Source organism: Roseateles sp. Mitsp63 (assembly GCF_059491535.1).
The window spans coordinates 5,734,292-5,750,806 of record NZ_CP168509.1 but is presented as its reverse complement, the minus strand read 5'-3'; the positions used below and the strand labels follow the sequence as shown (position 1 = coordinate 5,750,806).

The 16,515-nt window shown below is 71.6% G+C and carries 14 protein-coding genes; 7 read left to right on the top strand and 7 right to left on the bottom strand.

Translation table 11 applies throughout. The annotated features are described in order from the left end of the window. Nucleotides 1-7 precede the first annotated feature (7 nt). A complete protein-coding gene (katG, locus tag ACEN96_RS24970) occupies nt 8-2,203 on the top strand; it encodes a catalase/peroxidase HPI (RefSeq protein WP_495585712.1) in 2,196 nt (731 codons plus the stop codon). A 179-nt stretch (nt 2,204-2,382) separates the two neighbouring features. After that, complete coding sequence (locus tag ACEN96_RS24965; RefSeq protein WP_495585711.1) at nt 2,383-3,015, top strand: CAP domain-containing protein; 633 nt, start codon at nt 2,383-2,385, stop codon at nt 3,013-3,015. A gap of 6 nt (nt 3,016-3,021) precedes the next feature. Here the strand turns inward: ACEN96_RS24965 and ACEN96_RS24960 are convergent, their stop codons facing one another. The 4 genes from ACEN96_RS24960 to ACEN96_RS24945 all read right to left on the bottom strand — a co-directional run bounded on the left by ACEN96_RS24960 (nt 3,022) and on the right by ACEN96_RS24945 (nt 6,447). Beyond that, nucleotides 3,022-3,618 carry a hypothetical protein gene (locus tag ACEN96_RS24960; protein ID WP_495585710.1) on the bottom strand — a complete coding sequence of 199 codons (597 nt, stop codon included), beginning with the start codon at nt 3,616-3,618 and terminating at the stop codon, nt 3,022-3,024. Nucleotides 3,619-3,651: 33 nt separating this feature from the next. Then, nucleotides 3,652-4,434: a DUF899 domain-containing protein gene (locus tag ACEN96_RS24955; RefSeq protein ID WP_495585709.1), complete on the bottom strand. Its 783-nt coding sequence runs from the start codon at nt 4,432-4,434 to the stop codon at nt 3,652-3,654. Between the two features lie 10 nt (nt 4,435-4,444). Further along, entirely contained in the window at nt 4,445-5,107 is a 663-nt protein-coding gene (locus tag ACEN96_RS24950; protein ID WP_495588683.1) for a Vgb family protein, read from the bottom strand. A gap of 104 nt (nt 5,108-5,211) precedes the next feature. After that, on the bottom strand, nt 5,212-6,447 hold the full coding sequence (locus tag ACEN96_RS24945; protein WP_495585708.1) for a helix-turn-helix domain-containing protein: 1,236 nt from the start codon (nt 6,445-6,447) through the stop codon (nt 5,212-5,214). A gap of 78 nt (nt 6,448-6,525) precedes the next feature. Between ACEN96_RS24945 and ACEN96_RS24940 the strand changes: the two genes are divergently transcribed. Then, a complete protein-coding gene (locus ACEN96_RS24940; RefSeq protein ID WP_343639786.1) occupies nt 6,526-6,768 on the top strand; it encodes a glutaredoxin domain-containing protein in 243 nt (80 codons plus the stop codon). A 16-nt stretch (nt 6,769-6,784) separates the two neighbouring features. Here the strand turns inward: ACEN96_RS24940 and ACEN96_RS24935 are convergent, their stop codons facing one another. After that, nucleotides 6,785-7,387, bottom strand: a complete 603-nt coding sequence (locus ACEN96_RS24935; RefSeq protein ID WP_495585707.1) for a chalcone isomerase family protein — start codon at nt 7,385-7,387, stop codon at nt 6,785-6,787. A gap of 268 nt (nt 7,388-7,655) precedes the next feature. On the opposite strand from ACEN96_RS24935, the gene ACEN96_RS24930 reads away from it, so the two are divergent. Next, a complete protein-coding gene (locus tag ACEN96_RS24930) occupies nt 7,656-8,681 on the top strand; it encodes a SphA family protein (RefSeq protein ID WP_495585706.1) in 1,026 nt (341 codons plus the stop codon). A gap of 7 nt (nt 8,682-8,688) precedes the next feature. Here the strand turns inward: ACEN96_RS24930 and gloA2 are convergent, their stop codons facing one another. After that, nucleotides 8,689-9,072: an SMU1112c/YaeR family gloxylase I-like metalloprotein gene (gene gloA2 / locus ACEN96_RS24925; protein ID WP_495585705.1), complete on the bottom strand. Its 384-nt coding sequence runs from the start codon at nt 9,070-9,072 to the stop codon at nt 8,689-8,691. Between the two features lie 32 nt (nt 9,073-9,104). Beyond that, nucleotides 9,105-11,597 (bottom strand): hybrid sensor histidine kinase/response regulator, encoded by a 2,493-nt coding sequence (locus tag ACEN96_RS24920; protein WP_495585704.1) that lies wholly within the window; start codon nt 11,595-11,597, stop codon nt 9,105-9,107. 169 nt (nt 11,598-11,766) lie between these two features. On the opposite strand from ACEN96_RS24920, the gene ACEN96_RS24915 reads away from it, so the two are divergent. The 3 genes from ACEN96_RS24915 to ACEN96_RS24905 are packed head-to-tail and all read left to right on the top strand — an operon-like array spanning nt 11,767 to nt 16,417. Next, nucleotides 11,767-13,215, top strand: a complete 1,449-nt coding sequence (locus tag ACEN96_RS24915; protein ID WP_495585703.1) for an efflux transporter outer membrane subunit — start codon at nt 11,767-11,769, stop codon at nt 13,213-13,215. A gap of 32 nt (nt 13,216-13,247) precedes the next feature. Continuing rightward, nucleotides 13,248-14,459, top strand: a complete 1,212-nt coding sequence (locus ACEN96_RS24910) for an efflux RND transporter periplasmic adaptor subunit (RefSeq protein WP_495585702.1) — start codon at nt 13,248-13,250, stop codon at nt 14,457-14,459. Nucleotides 14,460-14,461: 2 nt separating this feature from the next. Further along, nucleotides 14,462-16,417: a MacB family efflux pump subunit gene (locus ACEN96_RS24905; RefSeq protein ID WP_495585701.1), complete on the top strand. Its 1,956-nt coding sequence runs from the start codon at nt 14,462-14,464 to the stop codon at nt 16,415-16,417. The last annotated feature ends 98 nt before the right edge of the window (nt 16,418-16,515 follow it).

The following is a 16,515-nucleotide window of genomic DNA, read 5'->3' as shown; positions in this document are numbered from 1 at the left end:
GACAGACATGTCAGTCGAATCCAAGTGCCCCTTCACGGGCGTGTCACACAAGCACACGGTGGCTGGAGCCAAAGGCAACCGCGACTGGTGGCCCGATCAGCTCAATCTCTCCCTCCTCTCGCTCCACTCGCCCAAGACCAATCCGATGGGCGAGGAATTCAAGTACGCCCACGAGTTCAAGACCCTGGACCTCGATGCCGTGGTCAAGGACCTGCATGCGTTGATGACCGATTCGCAGGACTGGTGGCCCGCCGACTACGGCCACTACGGCCCGTTCTTCATCCGCATGGCATGGCACTCGGCCGGCACCTACCGCGTGCAGGATGGCCGCGGAGGCGCCGGCACCGGCGCGCAGCGCTTCGCGCCGCTCAACAGCTGGCCCGACAACGGCAACCTCGACAAGGCCCGCCGCCTGCTCTGGCCGGTCAAGCAGAAGTACGGCCGCAAGCTGTCCTGGGCCGACCTGATGATCCTGGCCGGCAACGTCGCGCTGGAGTCCATGGGCTTCAAGACCTTCGGCTTCGCCGGCGGCCGCGCCGACGTCTGGGAGCCCGAGACCGACGTCTTCTGGGGCCCCGAGACCACCTGGCTCGGCGACGAGCGCTATGCCGGCGATCGCGACCTGGCCAACCCGCTGGCCGCCGTCCAGATGGGCCTGATCTACGTGAACCCGGAAGGCCCCAACGGCAATCCCGATCCCGCCAAGTCGGCGCGCGACATCCGCGAGACCTTCAAGCGCATGGCGATGAACGACGAGGAGACCGTCGCGCTGGTCGCCGGCGGCCACACCTTCGGCAAGGCGCATGGCGCGGGCGACGCGAGCCAGGTCGGCGCGATGCCCGAAGGCGCGGCGCTCGAGGAGCAGGGCCTGGGATGGAAGAACGCGTTCGGCGAGGGCATGGGCGTCTACACCATCACCAGCGGCATCGAGGGCGCCTGGACGCCGACGCCGACCCAGTGGGACAACAGCTACTTCGAGACGCTGTTCGGCTATGAATGGGAGCTGACGAAGAGCCCGGCCGGCGCGCACCAGTGGACGCCCAAGGGCGGCGCCGGCGCGGGCACGGTCCCCGACGCGCACGACAAGAGCCGGAGCCACGCGCCGATGATGACGACGGCGGACCTCGCGCTGCGCGTCGATCCGGCCTACGAGAAGATCTCGCGCCGCTTCATGCAGCATCCCGAGGAACTGGCGGACGCGTTCGCGCGCGCCTGGTTCAAGCTGACGCACCGCGACATGGGGCCGGTGTCGCGCTATCTCGGCAAGCTGGTGCCCAAGGAAGAGCTGATCTGGCAGGACCCGGTGCCCAAGGTCTCGCATCCACTGGTCGACGACAAGGACGTCGCGGCGCTGAAGGCCAAGCTGCTCGCCAGCGGACTGACCGTGTCTCAGCTGGTGACGACGGCATGGGCGTCGGCGTCCACGTTCCGGGGCGGCGACAAGCGCGGTGGCGCCAACGGCGCGCGGATCCGCCTCGCGCCGCAGAAGGAATGGCCGGTCAACCAGCCGAGCGAACTCGAGAAGGTGCTGGCCAAGCTGGAGGCGGTGCGCAAGGAGTTCAACGGCGCGGCGGCCGGCGGCAAGCAGATCTCACTGGCCGACCTGATCGTGCTGGGCGGCTCCGCGGGGGTCGAGGCCGCGGCGAAGAAGGCGGGGCACGACCTGGTGGTGCCGTTCACGCCGGGCCGCACCGACGCGACGCAGGAGCAGACGGACGTCGAGTCCTTCGGCGTGCTGGAGCCGGCGGCCGATGCCTTCCGCAACTACATCCGCAAGGACCTGGTGAAGCACGCCGCCGAGCTGATGGTGGACAAGGCGCAGCTGCTGACGCTGAGCGCGCCGGAACTCACCGCGCTGATCGGCGGGATGCGGATGCTCGGCACCAACTTCGGCCACACGAAGCACGGCGTCTTCACCACGCGGCCCGAGACCCTGAGCAACGATTTCTTCGTCAACCTGCTGGACATGCGGACGAAGTGGCAACGCTCGGAGAGCGAGGAGGGCGTGCTCGAGGGCCGCGACCGGACGTCGGGCGCGCTGAAGTGGACCGGCACGGCGGCGGACCTGGTGTTCGGCTCGAACTCCCAGTTGCGGGCGCTGTCGGAGGTCTATGCCTCCAAGGACGGCGAGCAGGTGTTCGTCCGTGACTTCGCCAAGGCGTGGACCAAGGTGATGAACCTGGATCGCTACGACCTGATGTGATCCACCCAGGGCCGGCGCCTGGGCAGGCGGCCGGTCCCCCGGGCGGTGGCTCGGTGACCGTAGGCGGATTGGCTACGCTGTAGGCAAATTGGCTACAGCGTCGGCACACCGGCCACGTTGGGGCGCCTTTGGAACGTTTCGTTCCAGCTTTCTTTCCATCTGTTTCCTAAGATTCCCGGATGGACGCCACTTCCAACAGGCCGGCCCACCGGCAGTTCCCCTTCTCCATGCTCGTCGCCGCCCTGCTGGCGCTCGGCCTGGGCGCCTGCGGCGGCGGAGGCAGCGATGCACCGGCCAGCGGCGGCGCCCCGACCTCGCCCACCCCGACCACTCCCGGCCAGCCCGGTCCGACGACGCCTCCCGTCGTCGCCGGCACCTGTGACCTGCCCAACTTCAAGCAGGACCTGCTGGACCGCATCAACGCGTTGCGCGCCGCGGGCGCGAACTGCGGCGGCACGAACTACCCCGCCGTGCCGCCCGTCGTCTGGAACGACAAGCTGACCCAGGCCGCCGACGGCCACGCGCTGGACATGGCGACGAAGAACTACTTCAGCCACAACAGCCAGGACGGCCGCACCTTCGTCGACCGCGTCAACGCGGTCAACTACAGCTGGGCCGCCGTCGGCGAGAACATCGCCGGCGGTCAGGAGACCGTTGAATCCGTCATGAGCTCCTGGCGCAACAGCGCCGGCCATTGCGCCAACCTGATGTCCGCGAACTTCGCCGACATGGGCGTCGCCTGCCGGCCCGCCGCCTCCTCGTCGAACGCCTACAGCAAGTACTGGGTCATGGACCTGGGCAAGCAGCGCTGATCCGTTTCAGCGCCAAGGGCGGCGCAAGGCGCGCCATCCGCGCGTCGCCAGCAACGCCGCCATCCCCGCCGTCGCGACCATCGCGGCGGCATGCACCATCACCACCAACAGGGCGAGCGTCAGCGAACCGGACGCGGTGAGGTCGCGCCCCACCGCCGTGCCGAGGCACAACGGCGCCAGCGCCGGCAGCAGCATCGTCCCGGCGCCATGCGCCGTCGCCGCGATGAAGGACCAGAGGCCGAGCCCCCAGCCGCCCATCGCGGTGCCCGCCGCCATCGCGCGCAACGGCGCGGTCGATCGGCGCCGGACATGCCGGGCCGCCATGGCGGCGAATCCGGCCATCGCGACACCTGTCAGCCACCACCGTCCGTCGTCGAGCCCCTGAGCAATCACGATCGCCGTGAGCCCGACCGAGACGAGGTGGCCCGCCGCGATCGATGCCAAGGCGCTCAACCAGCGTCGCTGTCGACCGTCGCGGCCATCGCGGTCGTCGCTGCCATCGCGGACGGCCAGCGCGGCAGCCGGTCCCCAGCCCGCCAGCGGATTCAATCCATGCAGCGCGCCAGCGCCCGCCACCGCGAGCCAGGGCCAGAAGCTGTCCATCGCGGCCTCCGGTCCAAGGGGGCGGGCCCGCGTTCAGGCCTGCGAGCCGCAGCAGCCCCCACCGGCGCCGTGCGCGCGCGGCGTCTCCTCGTACCGGTCGTGATGCTTCACCCATGCCATCGTGTAGGGCAGGCCGCCCTCGTCGCGGCCCTCCGGCAGCAGATCCAGGAAGCGGTAGGTGTGCATCATCAGCTCGACGCCGCGGCCGAAGGTTGAGTAGCTCAGGTAGACCGTCCCGTCGCCGTCCTTGACGAACACGCTGATGCCGGGCGCTTCGCCCTGCGGGAAGGGCTGCATCGTGAAGTTGTAGAAGACCTCGCCGCGGGCGCGTTCCTCGTCGGTGAACGAGACATGGAAATCGCGGTTGAAGTCGCTGCCGAACGACGACACCCAGTCGAAGCGCCAGCCCATGCGGGCCTTGAAGCGCGCGATGTCCGCCAGCGGCGCGCGCGAGACCGCCACGAAGGCGACGCCTCGCGCCGCCAGGTGCGGCAGCGCCGGATCGGTGTGGTCGGCCATGAACGAGCAGCTCTTGCAAGCTTCCGCCGAGCCCGGCGAGAACATCATGTGCTGCATCACCAGTTGCCGGTGCGGGCCGAAGAGCTCGCCCAGCCGGCGCGGTCCGGCCGCGGTCTCGAAGACGTACGCCTTGTCCATGCGGACCCACGGCAGCGCGCCGCGCTCGCGGGCGACTTCGTCGCCGAGGCGGGTCAGCGCCTTCTCGCGTTCCAGCAGACGCTTGCGATCGGCGATCCAGCGATCGCGGGTGACGACCTCGCGCTGGGCGAGGGCTTGGGAGTCGATGAGCGGGTTCATGTCGAGCTCCTCACGCGCGTGCCGGACGCCGGACCGCGCGCAGCTTCCCGCTGCCGCCGCCACCGCAATAGAACAGGCCGGCGCCATCCGACTCCAGCCCGCTGACACCGACGTTGTCGGGCATCGCGAGGCGCTCCATCACGCGGCCGTCCTTGGGATCGACGCGCCGCAGCTCGCTCTCGTCGCCTTCCCAGGTCGCGTGCCAGAGCTCGCCGTCGACCCAGGTGACGCCGGTGACGAAGCGGTTGGACTCGATCGTGCGGCGCACCGCGCCGGTGTCGGGATCGATCTGCACGATCTTGCGATCGCGGTACTGGCCCACCCACAGGCTGCCCTCGGCCCAGGTCAGGCCCGAGTCGCTGCCCTGGCCGGACGGCGCCGGGATCGACCCGACGACCCGGCCGCTCGCGGGATCGATCTTGTCGATGCGCGACTCGGCGATCTGGTACAGCAGCCGGCCGTCGAAGGCGGTGCCCGCGTCGGCGGCGCAAGGCAGCGTGCGGCGCACCTCGCCGCTGGCCGGGTCGATCGCCAGCAGCCCCAGCGCGGTCGCGGCCCACACGCGGTCGCCGTCATGACTCACGCCATGCACGGCGGGCGCGCCGGGGTAGGGGCCGTATTCGCGGACGATCTCCGCGGGATGGGCGGGCGGCAGTCCGGCGTTGGAGGCCATCAGCGCCTCGGCCTTCGGGTCGCAGGCGCTGGCGCCGGCGGTCTGATCGGTACAGGACATCGTTCTCTCCTTGTGCGGCGGGACGCCGCCGCATGGATGCCAATCTATCCAGCCGGCGGCAAGGCGGGGAGTAACAAGATCGTCGCGATTCCCGTCATGGCCGGCGCCAGCCAGCGCTTGGCGCGCGCCTGGCCCAGCGCCCGGACCTGCCCAGCGGCCTCGAGCTCCGCCAGCGCGCGCTGCACCGTGCGCTGGCTCGCGCCGAGCGCCAGCGCGAGCGCCGACGTCGACCAGGCCGCCCCATCGGCCAGCAGCGCCTGCAGTGAGGCGAGTTCGCCCTCGATGGGGGGCACGAGCACGGTCACGGCGCGCTCAGGCGCCTGCGACGTCGCGGCCACGCGCAATGCGAAGCCCTTGGGTGTCGCCTCGATGGCGGCGACGGGCTCGATCAGCGCGCGCAGCCGGCCGAGCTCGACGCGCAGCCGCGCGCGATGCGTTTCGTCCGGATGGCGCGTGCGGAAGGCGCGAAGGATCAGCGTGTGCCGGCCGACATCGCCGGGCCAGGCCTCGGCCAGCGCCCGCGCGAGCGCGAACAGCACCGGCCGGCGCGCGAGATCGACGTCGAGTCCGGCGCCGCGGATCGCGCGCCGGCAGGCATCGACCACCAGCGCGGGCGAGGCGAGCAGGTCCTCGACCTCTCGCAGGCGCAACGGCGTTGGCGCGCCGGCATCGATGCGGCGGGCGACGGGACGATCGAGGAGGGCGCGCAGCTCGGCCGCTTCGGCGATCAGCGCCGGCACGCCGGAGCGCCGCGCGGAGTCGAGCGCGCGATCGACGGCGGCCAGCGCGTCGCGGCTGCGCAGCGAGCGCATCGCGAGCTCGGCCGACGCCAGCGCGGCGACGGCGCCCAGCAGCGGCGCAGCGCCGGAGAGATCGAATGCGGGCAACGCGGCGGCGGCCTCGTCGAGCCGGCCGATCAGGAGCAGCCGGCGTGCGGCGATCACGCGCGCCTGCAGCGCGTTGACGCGGTCCTCATGGGCTTCGAGCACGGCGGCGGCGTTCAGCAGCGCGCGCGGCGGATCGCCGAGATCGCGCATCGCGAGCGCCACCTCCGCCTCGGCGACGACGCAACGCGCGCGGGCGACGGTCTCCTTGGGGCCGAAGGCCTTGGCCGCGCGCCGCAGCAGCTCGCGGGCGCGCGGATGCTCGCCCAGCTGCGCCATCGCGATCCCGCGCAGCGCCAGCGCCGGCGGGTCATCGCGCAGCGCGACCCGCTGCAGCGCGCTCAGCGCGTCGCCGGCGGCGAGGAAGCGGGCGGCGGCGGTGATCAGGGCGTCCATGGGGACGCAGCTTAAGCGCAAGGCGCCCGGAGACCCCGCGCGGACTGGGGCCGCAGGCGCCGCATACACTCCCGCCCCATGCAGCTCAAGATCGTCGTCTACTCCAAGTCCGCCTGCCCGCAATGCGACACGGCGAAGAGCCTCCTCAAGTCCCGCGGGATGGAATTCCAGGAGATCCTGATCGACGACGAGGCCGAGCGCCTGGCCTTCTACGAGAAGTGCGGCCCGTCCGTGCGCCAGATGCCGCAGGTCTTCATCAACGACCAGCGCGTCGGCGGCGTCACCGGCCTGCAAGCCGCGCTCAAGCAGCTGGGCCGCTGAGCCGGCGCTCCGCCGCTCACTTCGGCGGAGCGATGCCCAGCAGGCCGTCGCGGGTGCTGCCGCGCACCTTCGGCCCGATCCAGACCTTCATCATCATCGGGAAGAAGCTCTCGCCCTGGATGGTGTCGCCGATCTTCTGGCCGTTGAGGCTGAACTCGGTGGTCTGCTTCGCCGGGTCGTAGTCGATCGTGCATTGATCGCCCTTGAGCAGCTTGGCGCGGTTGCCGAAGATCACGCCCAGCTGCGAGGTCTGGATGATGTTCTTGTTGAACTCCTCCGCCGCGTTCTGGCGGATGCGGTCCAGCATCGCGTTGGCCAGGTCGCGCGAGGACACGTCGCGCATCATGTAGAAGGTGATGCGCTTGGCCCCCTTCTCGGCCACCGCCGCCTCCATCGTCGACTGCTTGCGCGGCAGGTAGAAGGCCACCGCCGTCGAGCGCGTCGAGAGGATGCTCGATGTCGCCGCGCCGTTGAGCTGCAATGTCTGGCCGTGCAGCACCGTGGTGTCCTGGAACTTGAAGCCTTCGACCTCCACCTCGGCGGCGAAGGACAGGCTGGAAGCGGCCAGGAGGCCGATGGACAGGGCGTTGCGCAAGGCGGTCTTGATCTTGAATGGCATGGGTGTCTCCTCCGCTCGAATCGCGGTGGGGGCGGATTAAACGCGAGCGGCTGTGGCGCGTCAGCCCCGGAAACTGGGGCCGTGCCTCTAATCGGCGGGTCGATGTGACGTTTACCACGGCACCCCCGCGCATCCGCTGGCACGATGCGCGCCGCTTCATCACGCCCCCGTCGCCAGCGCCGCAAACCAGTTGCGGACCGCAGCAAGACCGGTTGCCGCGGCGATGAACGCCTCGCCCCAGAATTCCAAGTCCTCCGGAGAGATCCCTGTGTCCATCGACTGTTTCCGCCTGATGCCGCGCGCGCTTGCCGTGGCCGCCGCCCTGCTCGCCGCCGCGGGTGCCGCCCACGCCACCGAGAACAGCCAGGTCCGCGCGCTGCTGGGCGCACCGTCCTACGAGATCTCGACGCCGCAGTTCCCGGGCCTGTACGCGCAGTTCTGGGTCCAGCACTACGAGGCCGACAAGCTGCGCGATGCCGATGGCCACACGCCGACGCGCGCGCTGGCCGTGCCTGGCGTCGGCACGCTGCCGCTGACGGTGAACGGCTCGATCAAGGCGGACGTCTTCGTGCCGCGCCTGACCTGGGTGACCGAGAAGATCGTGATGGACGGGCGTCTCGGCTTCTCCGCCGCATTCCCGATGGTCCGTCAGACCAACGACTTCACGCTGACGACGGTGATCCCCGCCGCCGTGCCGCCAGCGGCGGCCGCGCAGATCAACGCGCAGCTGGCCGGCGCCGGCGCCGCCCTCTCGGGCAAGCGCAGCGGCCTGGCCGATCCCGAGCTGGCCGCCTACCTCGACTGGCAGCAGGACGAGTCGCGCGTGGCGCTGGGCGTCGCGTTCAACCCGCCGCTGGGCTCGTACGACGCGAGCCGCGCGGTCAATCCGGGCGCGGGCAAGTTCTGGACCTTCAAGCCGCTGCTGGTGGCCTCGCGGGTGTGGGAGAACGGCCTGGCCGTCGGCCTGCGCGCGACCTACTCGTTCAACACCCGCAATGACGACACCGGCGTGCGCTCCGGCCAGTACCTGCATGCGGACTGGTCCGGCACGTATCAGCTGAACGATCAGTGGAAGGTCGGCGTGCAGGGCTACGTGCTCAAGCAGTTCACGGCGGACCAGGGCGGCACGGCCGGCGCCAACAAGGTGCAGGCGCTGTCGGCCGGCCCGCTGGTCGCCTACCTGTCGGAGAGCGGCGACTGGGGCGTCGACTTCAAGGTGATGAAGGAGTTCTCGGTGCGCAACCGCCCCGAGGGCACCGTCACCTGGCTGCGGCTCAACTACCGGCTGAACTGAGCGTCGCTCAGCGCTCGTAGACCTCGAGCGGCAATCCGTCCGGATCGGCGAAGAAGGTGAAGCGCTTGCCGGTGAGCTCGTCAACGCGCACCGGCTCGACGGCGACGCCGCGGGCCTCGAGCGCCGCCTTGCTGCGCTCGACGTCGTCCACCTCGAACGCCAGATGGCGCAGGCCCTGCGCCTCCGGATACGACGGCCGCGGCGGCGCGCCCGGGAAGCTGAACAGCTCGATCTGCGCGCCGTCCGGCAGCGCCAGGTCCAGCTTGTACGAGCGGCGCGCCTCGCGATAGGTCTCCGCGATCACGCGCAGGCCCAGCACCTCGGTGTAGAAGCGGCGCGAGCGCTCGTAGTCCGAGCAGATGATCGCGGCGTGGTGGATGCGCAGCAGCATGGGGATCCGTTCTCCTGCTCCGGTCGGAGCCATCAGTTCGTCGCCGGCCTGCGGCCGGCCATCAGCGCGGTCTTCAGCGCGTCGACGTCGACCGGCTTGACCATGTGGTCGTCGAAGCCCGCCGCGCGCGTGCGCTCGCGGTCCTGCTCCTGGCCCCAGCCGGTCAGCGCGATCAGGCGCGGCCGGCCGATCTCGTCGCCCATCTCGCGCAGCCGCCGCGCGACCTCATGCCCGTCCATGTCGGGCATGCCGATGTCGAGCAGGATCGCGTCGGGCCGCAGCGCGCGCACCGTGTCCAGCGCCGCCCGGCCGTCGTAGGCGACCTCGACATCGGCGCCCATCAGCCGCAGCAGCTCGGCCGTCGTGTCGGCGGCATCGCGGTTGTCGTCGACCAGCAGCAGCCGCGCCTCCAGCGGCCCGTCTTGGCGCGCCTCGGCCGGCGCGCTCGCGGCCGGCGCCGGGATCTCCGGCAGCCGCAGCTGGAACCGGCTGCCCTGACCCAGGCCCTCGCTGAACGCGGTCAGCTGGCCGCCGTGCAGCCGGGCCAGCGTCTGCGACAGGCTCAGCCCGATGCCGAGCCCGCCCTGAGAGCGGCTGTGCGAGCGGTCCAGCTGCGAGAACAGCTCGAACAGCTGCGGCAGCTGCTCCGGCGCGATGCCGATGCCGCTGTCGGTCACGGTGATCACCGCGTCGGTCTCCTCGCGCGTGACGTGGACGTCGATGTGGCCGCCCGGGTCGGTGTAGCGCGCGGCGTTGTTCAGCAGGTTCACCAGCAGCTGCGTGAGCCGCACCGGATCGCCCTGCACCCACGGGGCCGGCCCGTCGAAGCGCAGCGTCAGCTTGTGATGCTCGCGGTCGATCAGCGGATGGCTGCTCTCGACGGCGGCATCGGCGATGTTGCTCAGGCTCACCGGCTCGTGGCGCAGCGTGATCAGCCCGCGGCTGATGCGCGAGACCTCCAGCAGGTCGTCGACCAGCCGGACCATGTGATTGACCTGGCGCTCGAGCAGATCCCGGATCTGGCCGAAGCGCCCCTCGCGATCGGCGGCGCCGAGCAGGTGCACCGCGTTGCGGATCGGCGCCAGCGGATTGCGCAGCTCGTGCGCGAGCGTGGCCAGGAACTCGTCCTTGCGCCGGTCCGAGCGCAGCAGCCGCTCCTCCCGGTCCTGCGCGATCGCCTGGTTGCGCGCCCGCTCGACCGCCACGCGCGTGCGATGCGCCACCTCGCGGATCAGCGCGACGTCATCGTTGCTCCAGGCGCGCGGCGACTCGTCGTGCACGAACAGCAGCGCCACCAGCCGGCCCTGCTCCAGCACCGGCACGTTGACGATGGAGCGCACCCGCATCGCGTCGAAGGCGGCGCGATGCTCGCGCGTGAGCGGATCCTCGGCGACATCGGTGATCGCGACCACCTCGTCGCGCTTGAGCGCCTCGACGAAGCTGCCGTACTCACGCAAGCGGCGCGTGCCCGCCAGGCTGTCCAGCCCGCCGCGCATCCAGTCGCGCTCGATGCGCACGGTCTCCGCCTCGTGGTCGACGGTGCAGTAGCCGGCGCGTGTCGCCGACAGCATCATCCCCAGCATCTGCGCGGAGGCGAAGCCCACGTCGGCCGGCGCGCCGACCTCGCGCAGCCGCTCGCTCAGGCCGGCGAGCGCGGCGCGGCGCTGCTCGCCGCGCACGCGCGCGGTGACGTCGACGCCCTCGACGAAGATGTGCGACACCGCGCCGGCGTCATCGCGGATCGGCTGGTAGACGAAGTCCAGGAAGTGCTCCTGCGGCGTGCCGTCCTCGCCCGCGGACACGAACAGCGCCGACTGCGCGGTGTAGGCGCGGCCGGTGGCGCGGACCGCGTCGAGCAGCTTGACGTAGCCCTGCGCGGCCGCGTCCGGCAGCGCCTCGGCGATGCCGCGGCCCAGCACGTCGCGATGGCCGACCAGGCGCTGGTAGGCGGGGTTGATCGACTCGAAGCGGTGGTCCGGCCCGGCCAGCACGGCCATGAAGCTGGGCGCCTGCTCGAACAGCTTGCTCAGGCGCTCGCGTTCGCCGCGCACGCGGCGCTCGGCGGTCACCTTGGCGGTGGTCTCGACGACGATCGCCATCACGCCCGCCGGCTGGCCGGCATCGTCCAGCAGTGGCGAATAGTCGAGGTTCAGCCACACCTGCTCGGCCCGGCCATGGCGATGCAGCACCAGCACCTGGTCCTCGTAGTGCAGCGTGCCGCCGGCCAGCCCGACGCGCATCACGTTGTCGTTGAAGTCGGCCACCTCGGGCCAGCCCTCGCGCACGTTGGTGCCGAGCAGCTGGGGATGGCGCGCGCCCGCGAACACGCCGTAGGCGTCGTTGTAGATCATCACGCCGGACTCGCCCCACAGCATCACGATGGGCGTGCGCGCCCGCAGCATCAGCGCGGTGGCATGGCGCAGGTGGTCCGGCCAACTGGCCAGCGGGCCGAGCGCGGTGCGGCTCCAGTCGAAGTCGGCGATCCGGCGCGCGATCTCGCCGCCGCCCGAGAGGAAGGGCGGCAACGGGGTCGGGTCCGGAGGCGGGGCGGCACCGGAGGCGTCAGAGGAGGCGGCCAAGAAGGTTCCCGAGTCGAGGCGATGCGCGAGTATCGGCCCAAGCCATGGCTGCGCCGGCCGTACGCCGGACGGCAGTGCGGGCACGCATCCTGCATCAGCCTTAGACTCCCCGCCGATGATCCGAATGCCGATCCCGGGCCCGCGACCCGCGCGCCTCCTTCCGTCACCGGTGCGCTGGCTGCCGCAAGTCCTGACCCTGGCGCTCATGCTGGCGGGCTGCGTCAACCTGGCGCCGGACTACCGCCGTCCCGAGCCCGCCGTGCCGGCATCGGCGGCGGCATCGACGGCGGCCGCGGATGTGTCCCTACCCGGCTGGGACTCGATGTTCGTCGACGAGCGGCTGCGCGGCGCCGTGGCCCTCGGGCTGCGCGAGAACCGCGACCTGCGCGTCGCCGCGCTGCAGGTCGAGCAGGCCCGCGCCGCGTTCCGTCAGACCGACGCGCAGCGCTTGCCGGCGCTGGGCATATCCGCCGGCGCCACGCGGGGCGGCGCGGCGGGTCAGGTGACGCAGCAGGTCTCGATGCAACTGGCGCTGTCCAGCTTCGAGCTCGACTTCTTCGGCCGCGTGCGCAACCTGAGCGCGTCGGCCGAGCAGTCGCTGCTGGGCGCCGCCGAGTCGCGCCGCAGCGTCCAGATCACGCTGGTCGCCGAGACCGCGAGCGCCTGGCTGACCTGGGCCGCGGACCTGGAGCGTCAGCGGCTCGCGCAGCAGACGCTGGAGAGCCAGCAGCGCTCCTTGGCGCTGACCCGCCACCGCCATGCGGCGGGTGCGGTGTCGGGCCTGGTGCTCGCGCAGGCGGAGACGGCCGTGCAGAGCGCGATCGCCGAGGCCGCCGCCTATCCCGCGACGATCGCGCAGGACCGCCATGCGCTGGAGCTGCTGCTCGGCGCGGCGCTGCCCGCGGACTTCGAGCCGCGTGCCGACGACGCGCTGGCCTCGGTGAGCCTGCTGGTCGAGCTGCCGGCCGGCGTGCCGTCGAGCGTGCTGCAGCGCCGTCCCGACGTGCTCGCGGCCGAGCATGCGCTGATCGCGAAGCACGCGGACATCGGCGCGGCGCGCGCGGCGCGGTTTCCGTCCATCAGCCTGACCGCGAGCGCGGGCACCGGCAGCAGCGCGCTGTCGGGCCTGTTCAAGGCGGGCAGCGGCTCGTGGAGCTTCGGCCCGTCGGCGTCGCTGCCGGTCTTCGACGGCGGCGCGCGCGACGCGGCGGTGCGCCAGGCCGAGGCCGGCCGCGACATCGCGCTGGCGACCTACGACAAGACGGTGCAGACGGCGTTCCGCGAAGTCGCCGATGCGCTCGCCGTGCGCGCGACGCTGGCCGACCGGCTGGCGGCGCAGCAGGCGCTGCTGGCCTCGGCCGAGCGTCAGCTGCGTCTGGCGCAGACGCAGTACCGCGCCGGCAGCACGACGCAGCTGGACCTGCTCGACGCGCAGCGCTCGCTGGTGGGCGCGCAGCAGGCGCTGGTGACGCTGCGGCTGAGCGAGCAGCTCAATCGCATCACGCTCTACAAGGTGCTCGGCGGCGGTTGGAGCGGGGGCGGCGCGGTCGCCGCCGCGCGCTGATGGCCGCGGGTTCAGGGATCGAGGGAGTTCGAATGAAGCAGTGGATGAGGCCGGGCCGGCTGGCGCTGGCCGTGGCGGGACTCGTGGTGGCGGGCCTGGTGGCGAAGGCGGTCTGGTTCAGCCCGCCGCCGCCGCCGCAGGTGACGTCGGCCGCGGTCGAGCGCGGCGACCTGGAGGTCAGCGTGCTGGCCACCGGCACGATCAACGCGTTCAAGCTGGTGAGCGTCGGCGCGCGGGCGACCGGCGAGGTGAAGCGGCTCGCGGTGGCGCTGGGCGACAAGGTCAAGGAAGGTCAGCTGATCGCCGAGATCGACGCGCTGACGCAGCAGAACGAATTGCGCGACGCCGAGGCCTCGCTGCGCAGCGCCGAGGCGCTGTTGACCGCGCGGCGGGCGACGCTGGCGCAGGCCGACCTGGCCGCGAAGCGTCAGCGCGAACTGGCCTCGGCGGATGCGGGGGCCCGCGCCGATCTGGAGACCGCGGAAGCCACGCTCAACACCGCGCGCGCCGATGTCGAGTCGCAGCAGGCGATCGTCGCGCAGGCCCGCATCAAGGTGGATACGGCGCGGCTGAACCTCGGCTACGCGAAGGTGCTGGCGCCGATGGACGGCACCGTCGTCGCCATCGTCACCGAGCAGGGCCAGACGGTGAACGCGGCGCAGACGGCGCCGACCATCATCAAGCTGGCGCGGCTGGACACGATGACGATCAAGGCGCGGATCTCGGAGGCCGACGTGCCGCGCGTCAAGGCCGGCATGCCGGTGCATTTCTCGCTGCTGGGCGAGCCCGACCGCCGCATCGAGGCCACGCTGCGCGCGGTCGAGCCCGGCGACACGACGCTGGCGGATGCGTCGGCGGTCACGGGCTCGTCGACCTCGGGCACCTCCGCCACGGCCAACGCGATCTACTACAACGGCATCTTCGACGTGCCCAATCCGGACGGCACGCTGCGCATCAACATGACGGCGCAGGCGACCATCGTGCTGGCGCAGGCCAAGGGGACGCTGTCGATCCCGGTCGCGGCGCTCGGCGCGCGCGAGGGCAGGACCGACCGCTACAAGGTCCGCGTGGTCGGCGCCCAGGGCCGGCTGGAGGATCGCCAGGTCCGCATCGGGTTGAACAACCGCGTGCGCGTCCAGGTGCTCGAAGGCCTGAAGGAGGGCGAGAAGGTCGTCACCGCCGAGGCCGCGCCGCCGCGCGCCGGCGCCTCCGGCGAGGAGCATCACCCGCCGCCGGAGATGTGACCATGGCGGCGCTGCTCGAACTGCGCGGCCTGGTCCGCGAATACCCGGCCGGCGAGGGCACCGTGGCGGTGCTGCGCGATGTCGACCTGACGATCGAGGCCGGCGAGATGGTCGCCATCATCGGCCCGTCGGGCTCGGGCAAGTCGACGCTGATGAACATCCTCGGCTGCCTGGACCGGCCGACCCGCGGCAGCTACCGCGTCGCCGGCCAGGAGACCGGCGCGATGGGGCCGGATGAACTCGCCCGCTTGCGGCGCGAGCATTTCGGCTTCATCTTCCAGCGCTATCAGCTGCTGGGCGACCTGGACGCGGTGGGCAACGTCGAGATCCCGTCCATCTACGCCGGCGCCCGCACCGAGCACCGCCATGAGCGCGCGAAGGCGCTGCTGGCGCGGCTGGGGCTGGCGGAGCGGCTGCATCACCGGCCGGGCCAGCTGTCCGGCGGTCAGCAGCAGCGCGTGTCGATCGCGCGGGCGCTGATGAACGGCGGCGACGTGATCCTGGCCGACGAGCCGACCGGCGCGCTCGACCAGGCCAGCGGCCGCGAGGTGATGAAGATCCTCGAGGAGCTGCATGCCGACGGTCACACCGTGATCCTGGTGACGCACGACGCGCAGGTGGCCGGGCACGCGCAGCGCGTGATCGAGATCAGCGACGGCGTCATCGTCGCCGACCGGCGCCGTCCGGACGCGGCGCCGCCGGCGGTGCTCGCCAAGCCGGATCCGGCGCCGTCGGGGCCGGCCTGGGCGGCGGTGCTGGCGCGCGTCGCCGAGGCCACGCGCATGGCGCTCAAGGCGATGCTGGCGCACCGGCTGCGCACGCTGCTGACCATGCTGGGGATCATCATCGGCATCGCCTCGGTGGTGTCGGTGGTCGGGCTGGGGCAGGGGACGCGGGAGAAGGTGCTGGCCGACATCAACGCGATGGGCACCAACACCATCGACGTGATGGCGGGCGAGGGCTTCGGCGACCGGCGCGCCGGTGCGATCCGGACGCTGCGCGCGGGCGACGCGGACGCGCTGGCGCAGCTCGGCTATGTCGACAGCGTGACGCCGTCGGTCGCGGTCAGCGCGGGGCTGCGCTATCGCAACGTCGACGTGGGCGCGAGCGTCAGCGGCGTCGGCGAGCAGTTCTTCCGCGTGCGCGGCTACACGCTGGCGCAGGGGCGGGCCTTCGATGCCGCGGCGGTGCGGGCGCGGGCGCAGGACGCGGTGATCGACGAGAACGCGCGCAAGCGGCTGTTCCCCAATGGCGAGCCGGCGCTGGGCGAGGTCATCCTGCTGGGCAGCGTGCCGGTGCGCATCGTCGGCGTGACGGCGAAGAAGTCCAGCGCCTTCGGCAACGACGACTCGATCAACGTGTGGGTGCCGTACACGACCGCGATGAACCGCATGAGCGGCCAGGACTATGTGAGCAGCATCACCGTGCGGGTCAGCGACGCGGTGCCCAACGCGGCGGCCGAGCAGGGCATCCGCACGCTGCTGGCGCAGCGCCATGGGGCCACCGACTTCTTCCTGTTCAACACGGACAGCATCCGCAAGACGGTCGAGCAGACGACCGGGGCGATCACGCTGCTGATCTCGGCGATCGCGTTCATCTCGCTGCTGGTGGGCGGGATCGGGGTGATGAACATCATGCTGGTGTCGGTGACGGAGCGCACCGGGGAGATCGGGGTGCGCATGGCGGTGGGCGCGAGGCAGACGGACATCCTGCGGCAGTTCCTGATCGAGGCGGTGCTCGTGTGTCTGATCGGCGGCGGGCTGGGCGTGGCGCTGGCGGTCGGGGCGAGCCTGGTCTTCAACCACTTCGCGGGAGCGGCGGGGTTCCGGATGCTGGTGTCGGTGACGGCCATCGCGGGCGCGTTCGCGGTGTCGTCGCTGATCGGCGTGATCTTCGGATTCCTGCCGGCGCGCAATGCGGCGCGCCTCGATCCGGTGGAGGCGCTGGCCAGGCCTTGAGCGGGGAAGGGGAGGTGGCGCGGGGCAGGTCCACGGCGGGTCGGCTGGCAATGCAGTTCATGCCGGCGCGGATGCAGTTCGTCGGAACGCGGATCAAG

Coding starts and splice junctions, on each gene's coding strand:
- ACEN96_RS24940 (WP_343639786.1), top strand. CDS start 6,526: ATGCAGCTCAAGATCGTCGTCTACTCCAAGTCCGCCTGCCCGCAATGC.
- ACEN96_RS24965 (WP_495585711.1), top strand. CDS start 2,383: ATGGACGCCACTTCCAACAGGCCGGCCCACCGGCAGTTCCCCTTCTCC.
- gloA2 (WP_495585705.1), bottom strand. CDS start 9,072: ATGCTGCTGCGCATCCACCACGCCGCGATCATCTGCTCGGACTACGAG.
- ACEN96_RS24910 (WP_495585702.1), top strand. CDS start 13,248: ATGAAGCAGTGGATGAGGCCGGGCCGGCTGGCGCTGGCCGTGGCGGGA.
- ACEN96_RS24955 (WP_495585709.1), bottom strand. CDS start 4,434: ATGAACCCGCTCATCGACTCCCAAGCCCTCGCCCAGCGCGAGGTCGTC.
- ACEN96_RS24915 (WP_495585703.1), top strand. CDS start 11,767: ATGATCCGAATGCCGATCCCGGGCCCGCGACCCGCGCGCCTCCTTCCG.
- ACEN96_RS24950 (WP_495588683.1), bottom strand. CDS start 5,107: ATGGCCTCCAACGCCGGACTGCCGCCCGCCCATCCCGCGGAGATCGTC.
- katG (WP_495585712.1), top strand. CDS start 8: ATGTCAGTCGAATCCAAGTGCCCCTTCACGGGCGTGTCACACAAGCAC.
- ACEN96_RS24960 (WP_495585710.1), bottom strand. CDS start 3,618: ATGGACAGCTTCTGGCCCTGGCTCGCGGTGGCGGGCGCTGGCGCGCTG.
- ACEN96_RS24905 (WP_495585701.1), top strand. CDS start 14,462: ATGGCGGCGCTGCTCGAACTGCGCGGCCTGGTCCGCGAATACCCGGCC.
- ACEN96_RS24935 (WP_495585707.1), bottom strand. CDS start 7,387: ATGCCATTCAAGATCAAGACCGCCTTGCGCAACGCCCTGTCCATCGGC.
- ACEN96_RS24945 (WP_495585708.1), bottom strand. CDS start 6,447: ATGGACGCCCTGATCACCGCCGCCGCCCGCTTCCTCGCCGCCGGCGAC.